Raw genomic sequence first — 18,758 nt, forward strand, 5'->3', positions numbered from 1 at the left:
CAGGGCCGTGCGGGAATGGGGTAATTCTCGCGTTGCGGCGGAACGGAACAAGTGACAGCTGTCAGCCATCAGGGAGTACAGGTTGGCGGCTACCATAGGCTCCTTTCAGTACGCTCAAGACCGACGGATGACGAAGCACGACACGGACGCCATGCAGCACTTCGACCCCCTGGGTGTCGGCCGCGCGAAACGCCTGCATCGCACGACCCGGCCGGTGCTCCTGGCGCTCGCGCTCGGCATCGCGCCGGCGTGGGCGGAGGCACCCCAGACATTCGTCCTGCAGGCCAGCGGGTTCGACACCGCCCTGGTGGCCAACGACCAAGGCCGCCTGATACAGGAGTGGCCGGGGCGACCCCAGCAGATCGCGCCCAATCGCTGGCTTGCCGTGGATTTCGAGACAAGCCGCAGCGTGTGGTTCGATGACACGGGACGGGTATCCCTGCGGGGCCCGTATGTCGAGCTCCGATCCGACGCGCCGTTCGAGCGGCACCCGGAAGACCCGGACCCAATCCCGCTGTTCACCACATGGTCCGAGGCGGGGACCGGCCTGATGCGGGCCGATGGAAGCAGCTTCGTGGACTGGCAGCCCGGGAGCGGCGAGTGGGCCACCACGCCGCATCCCCAGCGCTACAGCTGGCGTTCGCGCGAAGCTGGCGAACGCATCTTCGATGCGCGTGGGCAGCTGCGCATGCAGCTCGCCAAGGGTGAACTCCGGGCAGCCGGCCCGTTCCCGGACCGCGCGCAGTATCTGGTCTGCGATCTCGAACCGGGCACACCCTGCGCGCTGCGTGATGAGGCAGGCAACACGCTGTGGACCGAGCGCATCGACAATCTGCTGCCGCTCGACAACGGCGGCTGGCTTGGGCTGCAGGGCAGGGCGTGGCGCAGACTGGATGCGCGCGGGCAACTGACCGGTGATCGCACGCTGATTTACCTGGTGGGCTACTCATCGCCGCGATCGCGCACCCTCGCGTCTGAAGACCTGGGAAGCTGGCCGCGCTGGGCGACGGAATATCGTGTCATCCGTGAAGATGCCGAGGGCATCTTCGCAAGCGAAGCCGACGCCGTGCACGGCCTCATGTACCCGGATGGGCGCTTCCTGGCGATCGCGGGGGCAACCAAAGGCGAGGAGGTCTGCCCAGGTGTCTGGCGCACCACCATGGGCGAAGCGGGTGACAAGCTGGTCGATGCAGACAGCCACGTACTGGGGCCATTCGCGGCCTACGCCTGGAAAGAGGTCGATGGCCGTCCCGAGATAAGGCAGGCGATAGCGGAGGACGGGCAGGAGACCTTGGTGGACTGCAGAGGAAAGCTGCTGGTTCAAACACCGCCACTGAGCCGCCTGTCGGCGGAGGCAACGGGCTTCTTCGGCACGCTGGCCGACGAATCACAGCCACGGCTGTGGCTCGACGCCGGGCTGGGCCAACACCTTCTTCCAAAGGGCACCTGGATCGAACAGGTCAGCGCTGATGGCGCATTGCTCCTTGTGCGCAGCGACGCAGAGGGAGTTCGCCTGTATGACGTAGAACGCCAACGCTTCGTGGGCGAGCCCATCAGGTATGCGGAGGCGCTGCTGCCAGGCGGCGTCGTGTTCCTGCGCGATGGGTACTACGGCTTCATGGATGCGGATGGGGTCGAGCGGCTGCCGCCTCGCTACACCGCAATCACCCCTTGGGGCGAGGATCGCCTGTGGACGTCGCGCTACCTCGACAACGACGCACCGGGCAGGATGACAACCTTGCGTCGCATGGATGGCTCGGTCATCGCCAGCTGGCTCAACGCCTCCATGAACGACAGCCCCATGCTGCGCAACCTGCCCAATCAAGGGACGCTGACGGAGCTGATCGGCCCCACCTTCGAGCGGGCGGACGGGGAGTACTTCGGCCAGCAATGGGTAGACCGCAACGGCCGAACCCTGTTCCTGGCAATGCACTGCAAACCCGGAACAAGCGAGGCCGAAGGCGGCGTGATTGAACCGCTCACTGGGCCCGCACGACGCCGAGGCGCCGATTGCATAATCCCGGACGACATCAGAGCCGCAATGGCCGCGACCACCCACGACTGATCGGCAACGCGGCGGGGCGATGGGATGGCCTCGCCCTCGCACAAGCGTCTGGCGCGGTAGGGTCGGTTCCCAAACGACCGCCGATAACGGTGATCGGCGCGGTTACGCATGATCTCAAACTAAAACGCGCTGTCTGCGTTCGAGGTCATGCCCCAAAGGGGCAATCACCACCCTGGCGGTTGATTGGGATGCAACCCTACCGGGGAATGTTCCATTACCCATCCCCGCTCCGCGGGCAGATGCGCGGCGCCTCAACAACGTGCACAATCGCCCCGGGACCGGGCATGACGCCGGGTAAACTCCGTGCCATGCCCGGGGGGTCAGCACGGAGCAGGACAACAGGGGGATGTACATAATGGATTCGCTCTATCCGGCGGGGCCTTCGGCCGTGCCTGCGCAACTCACCGCACCCAGCTCCGCCTATCGCCGCCATGCATGGCTGGCCGTGGCCGGCCTGCTTACGTTCGCCTTTGCCTACTTCGCCCTGATGGGCTGGTTTGGCTGGACCGCCTACCGAGTGTTCCGCACGATGCTGGCCGGGGAAGGCGGCAACACATTTGCCAATCTCCTCGTTGGCGGGTTCTCCGTGTTCCTGGTCGCGTTCATGGCCAAGGGACTGGTGTTCCTGAAGCGTGGCCAGACCTCCAAGGACATGGAACTCAAGCCGGCCGACCAGCCCGAGCTGTTCGCGTTCCTGCACCGCCTGGCCGACGAGGCCGGCGCGCCCCGCCCGAAGCGCGTGTACCTGTCGCCGCGGGTCAACGCCGGCGTCTTCTACGATCTCTCACTGGTCAACCTGCTGCTGCCCTCGCGCAAGAACCTGGACATCGGCCTGCCGCTGGTGAATGCGCTGAACCTGGGCGAATTCAAGGCCGTGCTGGCCCACGAATTCGGCCACTTCGCCCAGCGCACCATGGCGGTGGGGCGGTGGGTGTACGTTGCCCATCAGATCGCCAGCCAGCTGGTGGCCCGGCGCGACGCGCTCGACACCATTCTGGCCACCGTTGCGCGGCTGGACTTCCGCATCGCCTGGATTGGCTGGTCCTTGTCGCTGATCGTCTGGGCGATCCGCTCGCTGGTGGATACCGCCTTCAGCGTGGTCGCGCTGTCCGAGCGCGCCCTGTCGCGCGAAATGGAGTACCAGGCCGACCTGGTGGCCGCCTCGCTGGCCGGCAGCGATGCCCTGGTGCATGCCTTGCACCGTTTGGGCGCCGCCGACGATGCCTGGGGCAGGACGCTCAGCTTCGCCTCGCGCGAATTCGCCGCTGGCCATGCCGTGGCCGACCTGTTCGCCGTGCAGACGCGCATGCTGGCCAACCTGCGCCGGGTGTCTCCCGACCCCCTGTATGCCGAACCGCCGCAGCTGCCCGAGCGTGAGCGCGAGCAGCACCGTGTGTTCCGCCAGGCCATGGTGCGTGCGCCGGAGATGTGGTCCACGCACCCGGCCAACGTCGACCGCGAGAACAACCTGAAGCGGCGCTACGTGGAAGCGGTCATCGACGAACGCCCGGCCATGCTGCTGTTCCGCGACGCCGACGCGCTCAAGCACCAGCTCACCCGCGAGATGCTGCGCGAAACCCCGCCGGCGTTCGCCGACGGCGACGAATCGCTGCGCCGGCTCGATGCCGAGTTCGATATCCGCGCCCTGCAGCAGCGCTACCAGGGCACCTACCTGCGGCGGTCCTTCGTGCGTGGCGTGGCCACGCCGGCCGAGCTGTTCCTCGGCCCGCTCGAGCCGCTGAACAATGACCAGCTGCGCGAACGCATCGCTACCCTGTACGCGCCGGCACATGGCAAGGCACTGCAGCAGCTGCAGCTGCTGGAGGATGAGCGCGCCACGCTGGAGGCCGCCCGCGCGGGGCACCTGCGCGCATCGGGCAACCGCGTGCATTGGCGTGACCAGGTGCTGGACACCTCGCGCCTCGGCCCGGTCATCACCACGCTGGATGCGGAGATCGCGCCACTCCGTCAGGCAGTGACCCAGCACGACCAGGAATGCCGCACCCTGCACCGGCTGGCCGCGCGCCGCAGCGGGGCAGGGTGGGAGGCGCTGCTCGAAGCGCAGGTGGCCGTGCTTCACTTCTGTGAGCACACCGAGGCCGACCTGCGTGACGGGTACGGGCTCTTCGTCAACGTGCTGCAGGTAGTGACCGCTGACAAGCGCGTTTCCGAAAACGAGCTGCACCGACTCATCGTGGCCGCCAGCCGCGTGCAGCAGGCCCTTGTCTTCATCTACGACACCGCCGGCAGCTGCGTGATCGATGAGACCGTGAGCGCCCACGGCGGCAAGCCGTTGGCGGAATCGCTGGGCAAGCTGGGCCTGAGCGCGCCCGTACAGGGCAACATGGACAACTGGGTCCGCAATGCAGGTGACTGGGTCAACCACACCTGCGGCGCGCTGTCTCAGCTGCGCGCCGCAACGCTGGAGGCAATGCTGGCCAACGAAGACGCCGTGGTGGAGCGCCTGGATTCGACCGAGCTGGCGCCCGCTGCGCCGGCCCCGTCGCAGGTCCCCAAGGGTTACCCGCTGCTGCTGCCCGGCCAGGAGCGCAAGCTGCAGACCAAGCTGGGCTGGTGGGACAGGTTCCAGACCGCCGATGGCTGGGCTGCCGGCGCCGCCCGCGCAACCGCCGCGGCGGCGATCGTCGTGGGCGTGCTGGTGTTCGGCATGCTGACCGGTACCGCTACGGTCTCGCTCTACAACGGCTTGGCCATTCCGGTGCGGGTCACCATCGACGGCAACACCGTCAACCTGGAGCCGCTGCAGAGCGCCAGCATCGACGTGGAGCCCGGCATCGCTCACAAGGTGGTCACCCATACCGCGGACGGGGAGCTGATCGAGTCTTTCGACAGTGAGCGCATGACCGGCCGTTCGCACTTCACCTACAACGTGGCCAGTGCAGCGCCCTTGATCCAGTGGTGGGCGGAATATGGCGGCGCAAAGGGCGACCCGGACCGCATGCTGGGTACCCAGCGCTGGTCGGCCACCGACGCCGACTTCGTTCTGCAGGAACCGCCAAGCACCATCCAGACCAAGAGCCACCAGAATGGCGGTTTGCGCTCGGTAGTGACGGCAATGGGCGATCGGGCGCCGCGGCGGCAGATCGAGCTGGTGGGCGACGACGAGCAGGTGAGGGCCATGATCCTGGCCCATGCGCGCTGGGATGCACCGGGCTCGCGCAACCTGACCACGTGGCTCGCCATGGCGGGGCGGGCCCCGGACATCCTGCCAAGCGTCATCGCGGAGCGGCTGAAGCGCTATCCCGAAGACGTTGCTGCGCTGCGCATGGAGCAGGACCTGCATATCGGCCAGAGCGCTGGCGCGGCGTGCGAACGCCAGACGCAGATGGCGGCGAGCAAGCCCGAATCGTCGTCGCTGGCCTATCTGGCCGTGCGCTGCATGGCCGACGGCCCGGAACAGGACGAGGCATTCCTGGCCGGACAGCGTCGCTGGCCGCAGGAGCCCTGGTTTGCCCATGCCGCCGGCTACGTGCTGGCCGCGCGGAGCGATTGGACTGCCGCCAACGAAGCCTGGTCGCGAGCGGCGACGTCGCCGGCGACGTCGGAGTTCGCGGCGCTGGAGCTGGCACGCGTCAAGCGCATGCTGGGTGCCAACAATGCGGAGCTCAAGTCGCTGGCGGGCCAGTCTTCAATTCTGACCAACATGCTGGCCATCGACAGCGAGGAAGCCGTGGGTTCGCCCTACGAAGCCTATCTGAAGCTCGGCCAAGGCGAGTACGAGCTAGCGCTGAAGCTGGCACAGCCTGATGCCGATCTGCTGCCGCGTATGATTCGCATGGTTGCCGCGTCCGACGGCGCGCCGAGCGAGTACGTCGAAAAGGCGATGGCCATGACGGCAGAGCAGGGGGTCGATGCGGATTCGGTGTGGGCCACCTGGGCGCTGGCGCTGCGGCACGGCGGCGACGAGTCCGCCTGGCGCAAGGCCGTGCTGGCTACGGATCCCGAGGAAGCGGCACGCATGGTGGCGTTCGTTGATGCCGTGCGGGCGAACGCGAGCGTGCAGCAGGCAGAGGCAGTGCTGGGCAAGGTCAGCCCGGGCAATCGCGGCTACGCCTATTCCGTTGCGGCAGTGCTGCGCGGCAAATCGTGCCCGGAGGTCTGGCGCGAGGGAGCCAAGCGGCTGCTGTTTGACAGCGAACGCCCGCACTTCATCTGACGTACTGGTCACGGCGGGAGCGAATCCCGCCGTGCCAAAGCGTCACGCAGACAACGGTAGGGTCGGTCCCCAGACGACTGCCCTCAGACGATCAACGCTCGGTAACGCATGACCCAAAACGAAGCGCTGCATGAACCCGCCCACCTTCAAGGACTCTGCAAGCAATGTCGCCCTTGGGAGTAGTAGCAATCATCCAGATCGGAGCTGGCCTGCTCGGATGCATCGTGTGCGTGCAAAACAGCAGAGGCACGTTGCCTGAGGCCTGCATCGACGATCCCAGCAGAGGCTGGCGTGTCTTCTACCGCACCATGCTGTTCCTCATGTGCAACATGTTTTCCTTGTTCGCCACGGCAATGCTGCTCGAAAGCCTGCTGCACGACCCGGCGAAGCGCATGTTGGCGTTCGGCCCGGACTGGGTGGATGCACTGTTGATGCTGGTCGTGCCGCTTCCGGTCGCCTGGCTGTTCTACCTTGCCTGTGCGGGCCTCAGCCGTTGGTGGAACAGAGAATGATCAAGCAAGTTGACCGCTGAAAACGTAACGACGGTGCTGCAGCCGAAAAGGGGGGTTACATGCTCATCCGAAAATTGTTGATGGCGCCATTGATAGCCAGTGCAGCCGCAGGTTGTCAGAGCGCCGCTGCAAAGCAAGCCGATAGCCCAGCGGAAGCGCTGATGGAGGTCAGGGGCGTGGTTGAAATCCATTCCGGCGGGCATGGCCTGGGCTACGTCACATTGGATGATGGCAAATGCTATGACCTCGCACTACCTGCCAACGTATTGAAGAACACCAGGCGCTGGGATACGAAACGGGTTGTCATCACCGGCTCACTTCAGTTCCGCCCCCGAATCGACGAAATGATGTGGTTCGACATCAAGGATAGAAAGATCGAAGGGTTCGGCTGTTCTGAAGATGTGATCTACGTGGAATCCATCAAGCTGCTATAGCCAACGCACTACCCAATGCTTGCTGTTCGCTAAAGACCGGCCGGACCCGATCCAAAGTAGCCGGCACGGCGAGTCAACGGCAATGAACGGCAATGAACGGCAATGAACGGCAACCAACGGTAGGGTCGGTCCCCAGACGACTGCCCTCAGACGATCAACACTCGGTAGCGCATGACCTCAAACGAAGAGCTGCGCGCCCAACCCCGATCTGGAAGAAACCTACACCCAATGCTCCAGACAGGCCAGGAAGGCTCTGTTTAAGGGTCATGCGTTACCGGGCGTTGGCGGTTTCAGGGCAGTCGTTTGGGAACCGACCCTACCAGGGGCGTTGTTCCCCGCAGCGAGGCGACATGTGGGCGAGTGGCCAACGCAGTGAATCCCACGTGATGCACGCCACTCAAGACTTCACTACATGGGAACCGTGACGGTGCAACTCTCATCCGTCCCATTCTTCCCCCATGAAGTGCAGCCTCTCCATGACCAAGAAGCAGCTCACCACGATCAATCCGCTGACCGAAGAAGTGCTCGCCACCTATTCGTACATGTCAGACGAAGAAGCCGCAGCCGTAGTCCAATCCAGCCACAGCGCCTACCTCCAATGGCGCCTGCGCTCCTTGGACGAGCGGGCAAAGGTAGTCTCCGCCATCGCAAAAGCACTCCGCGATCGCAAAGAAGAATTCGCCCAGCTCATGACCCGCGAGGTCGGCAAGCTCATCGAAGACAGCCGCGCCGAAGTAGAACTGTGCGCCGCCATCTGTGACTACACCGCCAAGCAAGGCCCTGTAGCGTTGGCGGACGAAGAGCGCGAGGTAGAAGGCGCCACCGGCATCGTCACCCATTCGCCCATCGGCGTCGTCTACGGCATCCAGCCCTGGAACTTCCCGGCCTACCAGGCCATCCGCTATTCCATCGCCAGCCTGATGGCAGGCAACGGCGTCCTGCTCAAGCATGCAGAGAGCTGCACCGGCAGCGGCTTGCTGCTCCGTGACATCTACGAAAGTGCCGGCCTGCCCAAGGGCCTGTTCGGCGTGCTGTTGATCAGCCATGACCAATCCAACGACATCGTGGAGAACGATCTGGTCCGGGCCGTGACCTTGACCGGCAGCGAGGCCGCAGGGCGCACCGTGGCAGCCAAGGCGGGCGCAGCACTCAAGAAGACGGTGCTGGAGCTGGGCTCCAACGACGCCTACCTCGTCCTTGACGATGCCGACCTGGATCTGGCTGTCGAGACCTGCGTCAAAGGACGTCTGTTCAACAATGGGCAGACCTGCGTCAACGCCAAGCGCTTCATCGTGACGCAGAAAAATTACGATGCCTTCGTCAGCGCCTACGCCAGCAAGTTCGAGGCGATCAAGATGGGCGACCCGAACGCCGCCGATACCCAGCTGGGCCCGCTGGTCTCCGAAGCCCAGCGTGACAAACTCCACGAACAGGTCACAAAGAGTGTCTCGCAAGGCGCCCGCCTGCTGGTGGGCGGTGAAGTGCCAGACCGCACCGGCTGGTTCTACCCGGCCACCGTGCTGGCCGACGTGGCACCGGGGCAGGTGGCCTATGAGGATGAGCTGTTCGGCCCCGCAGCGGCCATCATCCGCGCCAAGGACGATGAAGATGCCCTGCGCATTGCCAATGACAGCCGCTATGGCCTGGGCGGCGGCATCTTCAGTCGCGACGTGAAGCGCGCCCGCGAGCTGGCCACCAAGTACTTCGATACCGGCATGATCTTCATCAACACCTTCGACGTTGCCTCCCCGTCGCTGCCCTTTGGCGGGGTGAAGGCCTCCGGCTACGGCCGCGAGCACGGCCCCGAAGGCCTCAAGGAATTCGTTAACATAAAGTCCATCAAGATCCCCGCGTCCCCCTGACTCGCGGGCTTGCCACCCCCTTCAGCGAGTTACGAAATGCAGTGGATCGATCTGCGCAGCGACACCGTCACCCAACCCACCCCCGCGATGCGCCAAGCCATGGCCACCGCGGAAGTGGGGGATGACGTCTACCAGGACGACCCCACCGTCATCCAGCTTGAGCGCCTCGCCGCCGACATGCTGGGAAAGGATGACGCCCTGTTCGTTCCGACGGGGGTATTCGGCAATCAGCTCGCTGTGTTCACCCATTGCCGCCGTGGCGACGAAGTAATCGCGGGCGACGACTCGCATCTGGTCTGGCATGAAAATGGTGCTGCGGCGGTGATCAGTGGCGTCCAGCTGCGCACCATCGCCAGCAACAAGGGCCTGTTGGAGCCCAGCGAGATCGCGGCCCGCATCCGGGTGGGGGAGGACATCCACATCCCCCGCACCGGGCTGATCTGCCTGGAGAACGCACACGGCAACGGCCGCGTGATCCCGCTGGCAACCATGGAAGCCACCGCCGCCATCGCCCGCGAACACCGCGTTCCCATCCACTTGGACGGCGCACGCGTGTTCAATGCCGCCACCTACCTGGGATGCGACGTAAAGGCGCTTACCCAGCATGTGGACACGGTGATGTGCTGCCTCTCCAAGGGCCTGGCCGCGCCGGTAGGCTCGATCCTCGCGGGGCCGGCGGCCTTCATCAAGCGCGCCCGTTACAACCGCAAGCTGCTGGGAGGAGGGTGGCGGCAGGCCGGTGTGATTGCTGCGCCCGGCATTCTTGCCCTCACCGAAATGACGCAACGGCTGGATGTGGACCATGACAATGCAAGGTACCTGGCGCAGCAATTGGCCAACGTGCCAGGCATTGACGTGGACATGGACGACGTCCACATCAACATGGTGTGGTTCGCGCTGCCTGAAGGGGCAGACATGCCTCAGCTGATGGACGCCCTGGAAGCGGCCGGCATCCGTGCCAACGGTGCGTACGGCGGCAAGATGCGCCTCGTGACCCATTGGCAGATCGACCGGGACGCCATCGACAGGACCGTCTCGGTGATCCGGAGCGTGGTGGCTGGGTGATCAGGTCGGCCGGCGCGCAACCCAGCCCCGGAAACTGAGGGCGGCGTAGAACAGCTCCACGTCCGTGAAGCCGGCCGCCTGCAGCAACGCAACCTCGTCGGCGGCGGAGATGGCCGGAAGCTTCTCTGCCATGACCGCAATCGACGCTTCGGCCTGCTCGTCCACAACACCGTCTACCGACGCAAACGCCGCCGAGCGCCGCAACCAGCGCATGCGGGCTTCAGGCGCATAGCTGTGGTGGGCGACCACGAGCACACCGCCAGGCCGCAGCCGCTGGAACAACTCCCGCAGGGTCTTCAGCCGCGCATCGGGGTCGAGGAAGTGCAGGGTGAGCAGGCAGGTAGCGCCGTCGAACTCGCGCTCCGGCGCATCCTCGATCAGCCCCTCCACCAGCACAGCACGCGAGGCGTTCGCGCCCAGGGTCTCCCGTGCAAGCTCCAACATCGGAAGGGAAGGGTCCACGCCGACAAATCGCCAATTCGGCTGTGCCTGGGCAAAGGCGTTGAGCTCCAGCCCGCCCCCGGCACCCAGCACCAGCACCTCGCCCGTTGGCGGAACGGATTCCGCCAGCAGGATGTGGGTCATGCGATGGAGCGCCGCCATGCCAGGCACCTTGGCTTGGGCGGTTTGCTGATAGCTGCTGACTGCGGAGGGGTCCTTGAACGTCGTCATGGCTGCTCAGCCCGTGCGGGCGCTTTTATATGTAACCGCAATTGTTACATACGATGGGCGCGCAATGCTGACCTTGGATGCAGCACCGCAGTACCCCATGCCTCAACGCCCGAACCCAACAGGCACTCGATGTAAGGAGAACCCTGATTTTCCACGCCCAGCCCAGCGACTACCATCGACCATCGCCAAACGATTCACGGAATCGGGGCAATAGTTGAGAATTGTCGAGCATGCCCGATCCATTCGATTCAACATTGCAGTACGTCTGTCTTGTACTTGCTGTGACGCTTTCATGCATGGGACTCGACTTCCTCCATCGCAAGAACGTCCACCGTCTCCGGCTCAGGCCGCTGCCGTCGCTATGGATGATGGAGCTTAGCTTTGCGCTAACTGTGGCATTGATCGCATGCGCAGTGGCACTCTACGCATGCCAAATGACAGGCTATTTCTACGCCAGCTCCATCCTTCTACACCAGGTGTTCCCGGTGCTCGCCCTGACGTTCACCGCGTCCATTTCTCTTGTTGTTCTCCGCGAATTTGATAGAGCTCTCATCACCGCGAGGCATACACCTGACGTCACTCGCTCCCGCAAGCATCGCTACGTCTACATACTTCGAAGAGAATGGCAGGGGGAGTTCAGCTTCCATGTCAGAAAGGCAGAGTTCTACGACTTCGCAACCTCCGACATAAGCTTTGCTCAATACACACCAGCTATTCTGGACATGGTCTATGAACGTCTAAAGCCTGGCGACAACCTGGTACTGGCAACGCCCAATGATCGGATCCGTTCCAGCCTGACCAAGCGCATCAAGAAGTACTTCGCCACCAAGGGGGCTTCGATCGAAGAGGGCTGGACACAGCCTGTTCCCCCGGCACAAGGCATCTGGATGAACCTCCGTCATGGCTGGGGCTATCCCTTGTTGTCCCGAATCACGATGAGAGGAGCCAGGATCTCCCTGCCATATCCGGACGCAACCGTTGATGGCACAGATTCCCCCCTGGCACAGCAGGGGAGAGCAACGACAGCGGTAGGGTCGGTCACCGGACGACTGCCCTGAGCCCACCAACACCCGGTAACGCATGAACCAAAACGAAGACCTGTGCGGCGCCCTCGCACGACCTTCCGTGCCGGCACTTGGCTGAACGATTCTCAGGATGAGGGCGCAGTCACGCTCCTTAGAGATGGCAGTCCTTACCGGAAGGAAGGGCCTTGAAATCCCCGGTGCACGTGACACTGATCTGCGCACCGACCTTGAGTGCGCTGGCTTTGGCCTCGTCGCTCTTGACGAACCGCAGCGTCACGTAAGTATCCGTAGGATCGCTGCCCACCAGAAGCAGGGGCTCGCCGTTCCCGTTTTCGTCATGCTTCTGGACCGTTCCGCTGATAGCGATGGACTTGCCTTCATACGCGCCTGCAACAGCGGCCTTGCTGGCGAAAAATGCATTCGCCAGTTGAGCGGCGTCAACAGGTTCACTCGCTGCCGCCATCGCGGGCACGGCCAGGGCGAGCAGCATCGCAAAGGTAGTCTTCATAGACACGGGGAGGATCTCCGAAAAAGTGGCCGCGAGTATGCATTGGCGCCAAACGCAGGTAACTCAGACGCGACTTAAATTCTGATTACCGCACCGGCAGGGCAGGGAATGCGGGCAGGAGGAGGCACCGGCTCCACCGGGCAGCCCAGGCAGCAGACGCAGGCCTGCCGGTTGAGGTAGCATTTCTCGCGCCGCGCACGCGGTTAACAGGGATCGCAAGGATGCGCAGGACACGGGTTGAGTGGGTGCTTCTGATCGTAGGGTTTCTGGGCCTGATCGGATTCTCGTACTCGGACTTTCAACCCAGCACGGGATTGATGTACTCCGCCTGCGTCATCGCGGTGGCATTGGCTTTCTGGGCCATAAGGGCGCAGCCCGTACCCAAAGAGGCCTACTCGCCACTTCAAGGCAGGCGTCGAAAAGCGCGTTCGCCGTATTCCCCGCTCTGGGTGGTATTCCCGTTGGCATTGGTGGCCGGATGGTTGTTCACGGTCTATGGGGCAGGCATGACCCTGGCCGCTGCCGCAGGTACCCAGCACACCCGTAGCGGAACCGTGGTGTATAGCTCCAAACATAAGTCATCCGGACGCTCGCGCCGACCTACCTGCACGCTCCTCTCTGTCGTATTGAGGACTGAGCGCGGACCGGTGCACGTCCACCACTGCGACGTGTCTCTGGGCGGCACTACGATCACGGGCATGGACGTAACGTACCGCACACGCGAATCGGCGCTTGGGCTGTTCATCGATCGGAAGCCCGGCTTGCCGCAGGTTGATGAGGCGCTGTAGATGGCCAGAGTCTCAGAGCAGCAGGCGGCCGAAGCCATTGAGCAGGCGGCGCGTGCCGACGGACGACGCTAGGCGTTCTGGCATTCCGATGAAGGGCATTTCAATCCGCCGTGTCCGCTCTCCCACCAGGTTGAGATGAGGCTCGTGCCCTGCGGCCAGCCGCGGCTTGCGGAGGTATAACAGTGCTGTTATATATGTACCATGCGACCCGTCAACCGCCTCGGCACGCTGCTTCGTAATCTCATCGACCGGCTCGATGCCGATGTCGAGCAGCGTTACATCGACGACGGGCTGGACTACCGCCCACGGTTCACGCCGGTGGTCCGCGCACTCGATGCGCTTGGCCCGGCCTCCATCGCTGTGCTGGCCCGACATCAGGGAATGCGCCATTCGGCCTTCAGCCAGACCGTGGCCCAGATGGGGCGGTTGGGCCTGGTAAGGCAGGTGGCGGGCAAGGACGGCCGCGAGCGCATCGTCGCGCCTACCCGCAAGCTCACCGCCATGCTCCCCCGGATCCGACGTCACTGGCAGGCAACCAATGCCGCCGCCGCGGACCTGGACGCCTCTCTGCAACACCGATTGGCCACCACCGTGCGCGCAGCGCTGGATGCGCTGGACGAGCGGTCGTTCGCCGAACGGGCCCGCCACCACTTCAATGCCGGAGATGTGGATGATGATTCGCCGACTACGTAACCTTGCCTTGGCCGTGCTGTGCGCGTTCGCGCCTCATGCGCTCGCACAATCGCATAACGCGTCGAGCACCGGCGCCTCAGGCACCACCCATCGTCAAATAGCGACCCGGGCCGCTGATCTGCTGGAAGACGGTTATCTCGACCCAGCCTCGGGCCGTGCCTATGCCGAACGCCTCCGCCATCAGGTCTCCGCAGGGGCTTACGACGCGCTGGCCGGGCAGGCGCTCGCTGACCAGATCACCGCCGACTTGCAGGGGCTCAAACAGGATCGACATTTAAGGGTGAGCGTGGGCGAACCGCCGGGGGGCGGCATGAGGGGGCCGGTCATGATCGGCGGACCGACGAGTGCCGGTCCGCCCCCCGGCGGTGCGCCACCACCAACAGGCATTCCGATGCGGCATCGGGGACCTGCTATCGAGCAGGCCGGCTGGATCACGCCGAGCATCGCCTACATCCGCTTCAACGCGTTCCCCTACGACGAAGACGTCACGCGTCAGACCCGCGAGTTTCTGGACGAACATGCACAAGCCAAGACCATCATCTTCGACCTGCGTACCAACCGCGGCGGCGGCCCCGCGCAGATGGATGTGATCTTCCCCGAGCTCTTCAGCCAGGCGCAGGCGCTGGCAGGGGTGGAAAGCCGACAGGCTGACAGCCCGGCGCTCGCTGGCCCCGGCCTGCGTCCATCGCGCGACAACAGCGGCAACATCAAGGAGTACTGGGTCGAACCCGCGTTGGGCAGCACGCTGGCGAAGGCGCATGTCTACGTATTGACCTCCAATGCCACAGGCTCAGCCGGCGAAATGTTCGCAGCGTCACTGAAGTGGTCCGGGCGGGGGACGCTCGTAGGCGCAACGACTGCCGGTGCCAACCATCTCGGCGGCATGAGGCCGTTGGGCGGCGGACTGATGATGTTCCTGCCCGATGGCCGGACCTTCAACCTGAAAGATAAGAAGGACTGGGAAGGCGAGGGCATCGCGCCCGATATCGACGTGGCGCCCGAGCGCGCATTGTCCACGACCCTGCAGCGCGAAGGCCTCTCGAAGACCGAAGCAGATGCCATGGAGGCGCGATATCTTCCGCAGTTGCCAATGGTCCGCCCCCAGATGCCGGGCGTGCCCTAATTATTGCAACGGTGAGCAGAAACACCCGTAACCGCGTAGAGCCGGGCTCTGCCCGGCTGAGCGGACGACCTCAAACCCGCCGCGAATTCCGCAGCCCACTCGTCCGTCTTGCCTCGAAGCGAAGCGGCCGAAGCCGTGGAGCAGGCGGCTCGTGTCGAGGGACGCCGCTAGGCGCTCTGGCATTTCGTGTACCTAACGAAGGGCGGAATCAAACAGCACCCGGGCCTGCTGGATCGCTGCCTGATGCGTAGCTGACTTGTCAGCCGCCACCTGGCATAGCGAGCCAACCCGCTCACGGCCCAGCGCCGTGCAATCGGCCAGGAAGTCGTAGTGGCCCACCAAGGGCAACACCTGCAGGCGCGCCTTGCCATTCGCTTCGGCAATGACCTTGCTGTTGGTGGCGGGCGAAGCAACCTTATCGGCCTCACCCACAACCACCGACAGCGGCACCTCCAGGCGCCCCAGCTCACCCGGTTCGAACGCCTGAACAATCGCCGGCGCCATCAGGAACACCGCGCGAACGTTGGGAATGCGGCGATCCTCAGTTGCCTTGGCCACCCAAGGTGCCAGTTCTGGTGTAGCGGCCGCCGCCATGCGCCGCTCAAGGGTCAGCTCGGGATTCTCGGCCTGGGGCATGCAGACGCCATCCTTCGGGGAGGACTGGCAGAAGGCGATCAACCTGGACATGTCCGGGCGCGCACCGGCAGCCACCAGCGCCGTGAAGCCCCCGGCCGAATAGCCCACCAGGCCCAGCCGGCCCGCATCCACATGCGGAGACAGCACGGGGTCGGCCTGCACCGACGCCAGCGCGGCGGCAATGTCATCGGCCCGGTTCCACATCAGGATGCTGCCCGCGTCCGTCATCGGGTCTACGCCGTTGTTGCCGGGATGGTCCACCGCCACCACCACATACCCCGCGCGTGCCAGGGCAGTACCGAACCAGCCCATCATGCGGGCACTGCCGCCGTTGCCATGCGACATGAGCAGCAGCGGCCAGCGGCCGGGCGCAACCGGCGCCTCCACCGCAGACGACCCCTCCTCGAAGAGCGGCGCACCCGGCGGCCCTATCGCGAGCGGCTGCTCTTTCGCACGGGGCTGCGCCGGGTACCACGCCGTATAGCGCACGCGGTCGCTGCGCCCGGCATCACGCACCGCTGCGCTGGCTGTGTGCGCCACGCCATGGGTTTCGCCAACGGCGGGGGAGGGCTGAGCCGCCCCTGCCAGCGACGCGAACAGGCACGACAGCAGAACGAAAGCGTGTGGCATTACTCGCACGGATGAATCTCCTTGGCTCAACTCAGGGTGGACAGCGGCAGCCAGATCTCCACGCCACCGTGTCCGGTGCGGTCGTCGAAACGGGCGTCATAGCGTTCAAAGTCGGGGGCGTCGGCGAGGGTCAGCCCGGAGTGGGGCAGGTAGTCGTTCAACAGCCAGAACCACGTGGATCGGATCGTAGAAATGTGGCCCGCATGCCACGCCACCAGATAGTCCCCGGCAGGGATGGAAACCGTATGCCAGGCCGACGGCACGGCGGCGGTGGCGCCAATCTCCATGCCGGCGATGTAGTCAAACGCCCCCTCGCCATCGCGATTGCAACAGACCCCGAACGCGATGTCCTTGCCCAGCTCCCGGGTCAGCGCCAACTGCTGCCACTGCGAGGGAATGGACGCCACCGTGGCAGCGGTATGGCGGGCACGGATGCCCGCCACACGCAGTGGGCCCAGCCGGCGGCGTACGGGCGCCACTGCGCAGGGCAGGGGTGGGGCGTCGAGCTTGACGGCCTCCACCAGCGCCAGTGCCCCCAGACCTTCTCGCCGCACGTGTTCTGGCGACTGCTTGAACTGCTCGGTAAAGGCATGGGTGAAGGCTGCATGTGAGGCATAACCAGCAGCCAGGGCGACATCCAGAATGGGCACATTGCCGCCGGCCAAGGTGCGTGCGGCCTCGGTCAGGCGACGCGCACGAAGGTAGCGCGCCATCGAGGTGCCGGTGCTGACCTGGAACAGGCACGAGAGGTGGAACGGCGAGAGCTGGACCGCCTCGGCGATCTGGGCCAGCGACGGATTCTCGGCGAAGTGGCTTTCGATGTACCACACCGCCTTGCGTGCCGCACCCATGACGCCTTCTCCGTGCCAGTGACTGGGTGGGAGCGTACCGCAGGGTGGGGGAGGGCGTTTGCGGGATCTTGCTGTTGGTGCGCGGTATGGGTTGGGAGCGACAGTGTTGCAGGTGGTTCGGCGAACGTTTTTGCTGGCGACCGGATGGGCTGGAAGTGCGACCTGCTGCCTTGGTAAATGCGTGCCGGCACACGGATTCTCACGAAATGATTTGCTCGCGAAATGCCGTCTCGCAACCCCATTGATGCCGTGAACCGTGACCGGACCACGCCAAGTTCCAGTACTCTCGCGTCTGTCGCATGGTGTGCCTTGGGTGTCAGAACCCGAAATGTACATTGCCAGCTGCACGTCTTGTGTCGGGAGGGTGACGGAATACAACACCCTCGCGGAAACACGTCGCACCGTTTTGTCCATTTCACGGTTCTGAACCTCCCGACTCCCTCGCCATCCCGGCGAGGGAGAACACAGAGGAGAATCATCATGCACGACAACTGGACGAACATGACCCCCGCGCAACGCGCCCGTCTCAGGGGCTTCTGGCGCGCGCCGAAGAGCGTAATGATCAATGCGCTTCATCACGAAGGCCTCGAAACTTATCCCGGCTGCCCAACCATTCCGTGCCTGAAGGCGAGGGGGCTGTGGATGCGTGGGCTGGGCATTGAGCCGGGGACGCGGATGTACCTGGGCGTCGGGCGTGAGCTGTTTGTCCTGGCGGCAGACCCGTCGCCGGAGGCCTTGTCCAAGGCGATTGTGCGATTTGAGAAGACCGGGGGCAGTTGGAAGCTGGGGCCGGTTGGCTAGGTCAGGCAAAGACCAGGGCAGCCGCAACGCGGCCTCATTGCGTGTATATCCTGCGTCTCAGCCGCAGCTGCTGAGACGCCGGGTCCATAGTCTTAAAGCCACCGACGCTCTGTGACGGGGGCATACTGGGACATTGGCTCGTCATACCCTAGACTTGGCATGGGATAGCACTGCGAGCTTCTTTAGATGACGATCCTCAAGGGACAGCACGAAACCTTCGCCAGGTTCTTTACTGCGCCGACCCGGGAGGCGCTGCGTGACCTTCTTCGTCACAACATTGGTGAAACCGACTACCTAGACTTCAAAGCAGATTGGCCGGCGCTTCCGAAGCTCGCACGCCATATTTTGGCCTTGGCAAATTCAGGTGGTGGCGCACTAGTCGTGGGTGTATCGCAACAAGCCGACGGCAGTCTAATTCCAAGTGGCTTGTCGAGCATCAAGGATAAGGCGCAATTGATGCCTCCGCTGAGCAGCTATCTGCCCAAGCCCCTGGAGTACCAAGTTCTCGACTTTACCTTTAGCGCTGCCGAGTACGAAATTCTAATTGGCAAGTCATTTCAAGTCTTGTTGGTGGAGGACAATCCTAAGCTGATGCCATTTCTGTCCTTAAGGGACGGGGAGGGCGTGCGAACCACTGTGACTTACGTTCGCGATGGAACGACCTCCACCGAGGCAGGTCATGTGCAGCTTCAGGCAGTACTCAATCGGCGCATCGAGTCGGGACACTCCAGCCGGCCTCTACTGGATCTCGATGGCCATCTCGCCCAACTGCGTCACTTGGATGAACAACGGGAAGCAAATGATAGTTGGAGTGAATCGCCCAGGGTTCCGTAGACACCTCGCGGCCATAAACTATGGCTTAGGCGGAGGTGGTTATGAGTACGAAGCGGTACACCGATGAGTTCAAGATCGAGGC

General features: G+C 64.1%; 15 protein-coding genes. 11 read left to right on the forward strand and 4 right to left on the reverse strand.

From position 1 onward, the window contains the following. Nucleotides 1–127: 127 nt before the first annotated feature. The 6 genes from ACREPD_RS04270 to ltaE all read left to right on the forward strand — a co-directional run bounded on the left by ACREPD_RS04270 (nucleotide 128) and on the right by ltaE (nucleotide 10,115). Nucleotides 128–2,065 carry a hypothetical protein gene (locus tag ACREPD_RS04270; protein WP_431598145.1) on the forward strand — a complete coding sequence of 646 codons (1,938 nt, stop codon included), beginning with the start codon at nucleotides 128–130 and terminating at the stop codon, nucleotides 2,063–2,065. Between the two features lie 355 nt (nucleotides 2,066–2,420). After that, entirely contained in the window at nucleotides 2,421–6,242 is a 3,822-nt protein-coding gene (locus ACREPD_RS04275) for a M48 family metalloprotease (protein WP_431598146.1), read from the forward strand. A 164-nt stretch (nucleotides 6,243–6,406) separates the two neighbouring features. Further along, nucleotides 6,407–6,754 carry a hypothetical protein gene (locus ACREPD_RS04280; protein WP_431598147.1) on the forward strand — a complete coding sequence of 116 codons (348 nt, stop codon included), beginning with the start codon at nucleotides 6,407–6,409 and terminating at the stop codon, nucleotides 6,752–6,754. Between the two features lie 59 nt (nucleotides 6,755–6,813). Continuing rightward, complete coding sequence (locus ACREPD_RS04285; protein ID WP_431598148.1) at nucleotides 6,814–7,188, forward strand: hypothetical protein; 375 nt, start codon at nucleotides 6,814–6,816, stop codon at nucleotides 7,186–7,188. A gap of 476 nt (nucleotides 7,189–7,664) precedes the next feature. Further along, complete coding sequence (locus ACREPD_RS04290) at nucleotides 7,665–9,050, forward strand: NAD-dependent succinate-semialdehyde dehydrogenase (RefSeq protein ID WP_431598149.1); 1,386 nt, start codon at nucleotides 7,665–7,667, stop codon at nucleotides 9,048–9,050. Between the two features lie 36 nt (nucleotides 9,051–9,086). Continuing rightward, on the forward strand, nucleotides 9,087–10,115 hold the full coding sequence (gene ltaE / locus ACREPD_RS04295; protein ID WP_431598150.1) for a low-specificity L-threonine aldolase: 1,029 nt from the start codon (nucleotides 9,087–9,089) through the stop codon (nucleotides 10,113–10,115). Here ltaE and ACREPD_RS04300 read toward each other — a convergent pair whose 3' ends face one another. Then, complete coding sequence (locus ACREPD_RS04300; RefSeq protein ID WP_431598151.1) at nucleotides 10,116–10,787, reverse strand: class I SAM-dependent methyltransferase; 672 nt, start codon at nucleotides 10,785–10,787, stop codon at nucleotides 10,116–10,118. Nucleotides 10,788–11,017: 230 nt separating this feature from the next. Between ACREPD_RS04300 and ACREPD_RS04305 the strand changes: the two genes are divergently transcribed. Then, nucleotides 11,018–11,845, forward strand: coding sequence for a hypothetical protein (locus ACREPD_RS04305; protein ID WP_431598152.1), 828 nt, complete (start codon nucleotides 11,018–11,020; stop codon nucleotides 11,843–11,845). Between the two features lie 118 nt (nucleotides 11,846–11,963). Here ACREPD_RS04305 and ACREPD_RS04310 read toward each other — a convergent pair whose 3' ends face one another. Then, on the reverse strand, nucleotides 11,964–12,320 hold the full coding sequence (locus tag ACREPD_RS04310; RefSeq protein ID WP_431598162.1) for an OB-fold protein: 357 nt from the start codon (nucleotides 12,318–12,320) through the stop codon (nucleotides 11,964–11,966). A 989-nt stretch (nucleotides 12,321–13,309) separates the two neighbouring features. Here ACREPD_RS04310 and ACREPD_RS04315 point away from each other — a divergent pair. Then, nucleotides 13,310–13,801 carry a MarR family transcriptional regulator gene (locus ACREPD_RS04315; RefSeq protein ID WP_431598153.1) on the forward strand — a complete coding sequence of 164 codons (492 nt, stop codon included), beginning with the start codon at nucleotides 13,310–13,312 and terminating at the stop codon, nucleotides 13,799–13,801. Then, the gene (locus tag ACREPD_RS04320; protein ID WP_431598154.1) at nucleotides 13,779–14,924 is read left to right on the forward strand and encodes a S41 family peptidase; all 1,146 of its coding nucleotides are present in this window, start codon (nucleotides 13,779–13,781) and stop codon (nucleotides 14,922–14,924) included. Before ACREPD_RS04315 ends, ACREPD_RS04320 begins: the two co-directional genes overlap by 23 nt. Nucleotides 14,925–15,116: 192 nt before the next feature. Here ACREPD_RS04320 and ACREPD_RS04325 read toward each other — a convergent pair whose 3' ends face one another. Beyond that, nucleotides 15,117–16,190 carry an alpha/beta hydrolase family protein gene (locus ACREPD_RS04325; protein WP_431598163.1) on the reverse strand — a complete coding sequence of 358 codons (1,074 nt, stop codon included), beginning with the start codon at nucleotides 16,188–16,190 and terminating at the stop codon, nucleotides 15,117–15,119. A 26-nt stretch (nucleotides 16,191–16,216) separates the two neighbouring features. Beyond that, nucleotides 16,217–17,041 (reverse strand): AraC family transcriptional regulator, encoded by an 825-nt coding sequence (locus ACREPD_RS04330; RefSeq protein ID WP_431598155.1) that lies wholly within the window; start codon nucleotides 17,039–17,041, stop codon nucleotides 16,217–16,219. A 480-nt stretch (nucleotides 17,042–17,521) separates the two neighbouring features. Here ACREPD_RS04330 and ACREPD_RS04335 point away from each other — a divergent pair, with 480 nt between their 5' ends. Both ACREPD_RS04335 and ACREPD_RS04340 read left to right on the forward strand, forming a co-directional pair. Then, a complete protein-coding gene (locus ACREPD_RS04335; protein WP_431598156.1) occupies nucleotides 17,522–17,842 on the forward strand; it encodes a hypothetical protein in 321 nt (106 codons plus the stop codon). A 186-nt stretch (nucleotides 17,843–18,028) separates the two neighbouring features. Then, complete coding sequence (locus ACREPD_RS04340; RefSeq protein WP_431598157.1) at nucleotides 18,029–18,676, forward strand: AlbA family DNA-binding domain-containing protein; 648 nt, start codon at nucleotides 18,029–18,031, stop codon at nucleotides 18,674–18,676. The last annotated feature ends 82 nt before the right edge of the window (nucleotides 18,677–18,758 follow it).

Source organism: Stenotrophomonas sp. (assembly GCF_050737075.1).
Lineage (GTDB): Bacteria > Pseudomonadota > Gammaproteobacteria > Xanthomonadales > Xanthomonadaceae > Stenotrophomonas.

Excerpts from the sequence above, each read along its gene's own strand:
- ACREPD_RS04270 (WP_431598145.1), top strand. The coding sequence starts at position 128 with ATGACGAAGCACGACACGGACGCCATGCAGCACTTCGACCCCCTGGGT.
- ACREPD_RS04275 (WP_431598146.1), top strand. The coding sequence starts at position 2,421 with ATGGATTCGCTCTATCCGGCGGGGCCTTCGGCCGTGCCTGCGCAACTC.
- ACREPD_RS04280 (WP_431598147.1), top strand. The coding sequence starts at position 6,407 with ATGTCGCCCTTGGGAGTAGTAGCAATCATCCAGATCGGAGCTGGCCTG.
- ACREPD_RS04285 (WP_431598148.1), top strand. The coding sequence starts at position 6,814 with ATGCTCATCCGAAAATTGTTGATGGCGCCATTGATAGCCAGTGCAGCC.
- ACREPD_RS04290 (WP_431598149.1), top strand. The coding sequence starts at position 7,665 with ATGACCAAGAAGCAGCTCACCACGATCAATCCGCTGACCGAAGAAGTG.
- ltaE (WP_431598150.1), top strand. The coding sequence starts at position 9,087 with ATGCAGTGGATCGATCTGCGCAGCGACACCGTCACCCAACCCACCCCC.
- ACREPD_RS04300 (WP_431598151.1), bottom strand. The coding sequence starts at position 10,787 with ATGACGACGTTCAAGGACCCCTCCGCAGTCAGCAGCTATCAGCAAACC.
- ACREPD_RS04305 (WP_431598152.1), top strand. The coding sequence starts at position 11,018 with ATGCCCGATCCATTCGATTCAACATTGCAGTACGTCTGTCTTGTACTT.
- ACREPD_RS04310 (WP_431598162.1), bottom strand. The coding sequence starts at position 12,320 with ATGAAGACTACCTTTGCGATGCTGCTCGCCCTGGCCGTGCCCGCGATG.
- ACREPD_RS04315 (WP_431598153.1), top strand. The coding sequence starts at position 13,310 with ATGCGACCCGTCAACCGCCTCGGCACGCTGCTTCGTAATCTCATCGAC.
- ACREPD_RS04320 (WP_431598154.1), top strand. The coding sequence starts at position 13,779 with ATGATGATTCGCCGACTACGTAACCTTGCCTTGGCCGTGCTGTGCGCG.
- ACREPD_RS04325 (WP_431598163.1), bottom strand. The coding sequence starts at position 16,190 with ATGCCACACGCTTTCGTTCTGCTGTCGTGCCTGTTCGCGTCGCTGGCA.
- ACREPD_RS04330 (WP_431598155.1), bottom strand. The coding sequence starts at position 17,041 with ATGGGTGCGGCACGCAAGGCGGTGTGGTACATCGAAAGCCACTTCGCC.
- ACREPD_RS04335 (WP_431598156.1), top strand. The coding sequence starts at position 17,522 with ATGCACGACAACTGGACGAACATGACCCCCGCGCAACGCGCCCGTCTC.
- ACREPD_RS04340 (WP_431598157.1), top strand. The coding sequence starts at position 18,029 with ATGACGATCCTCAAGGGACAGCACGAAACCTTCGCCAGGTTCTTTACT.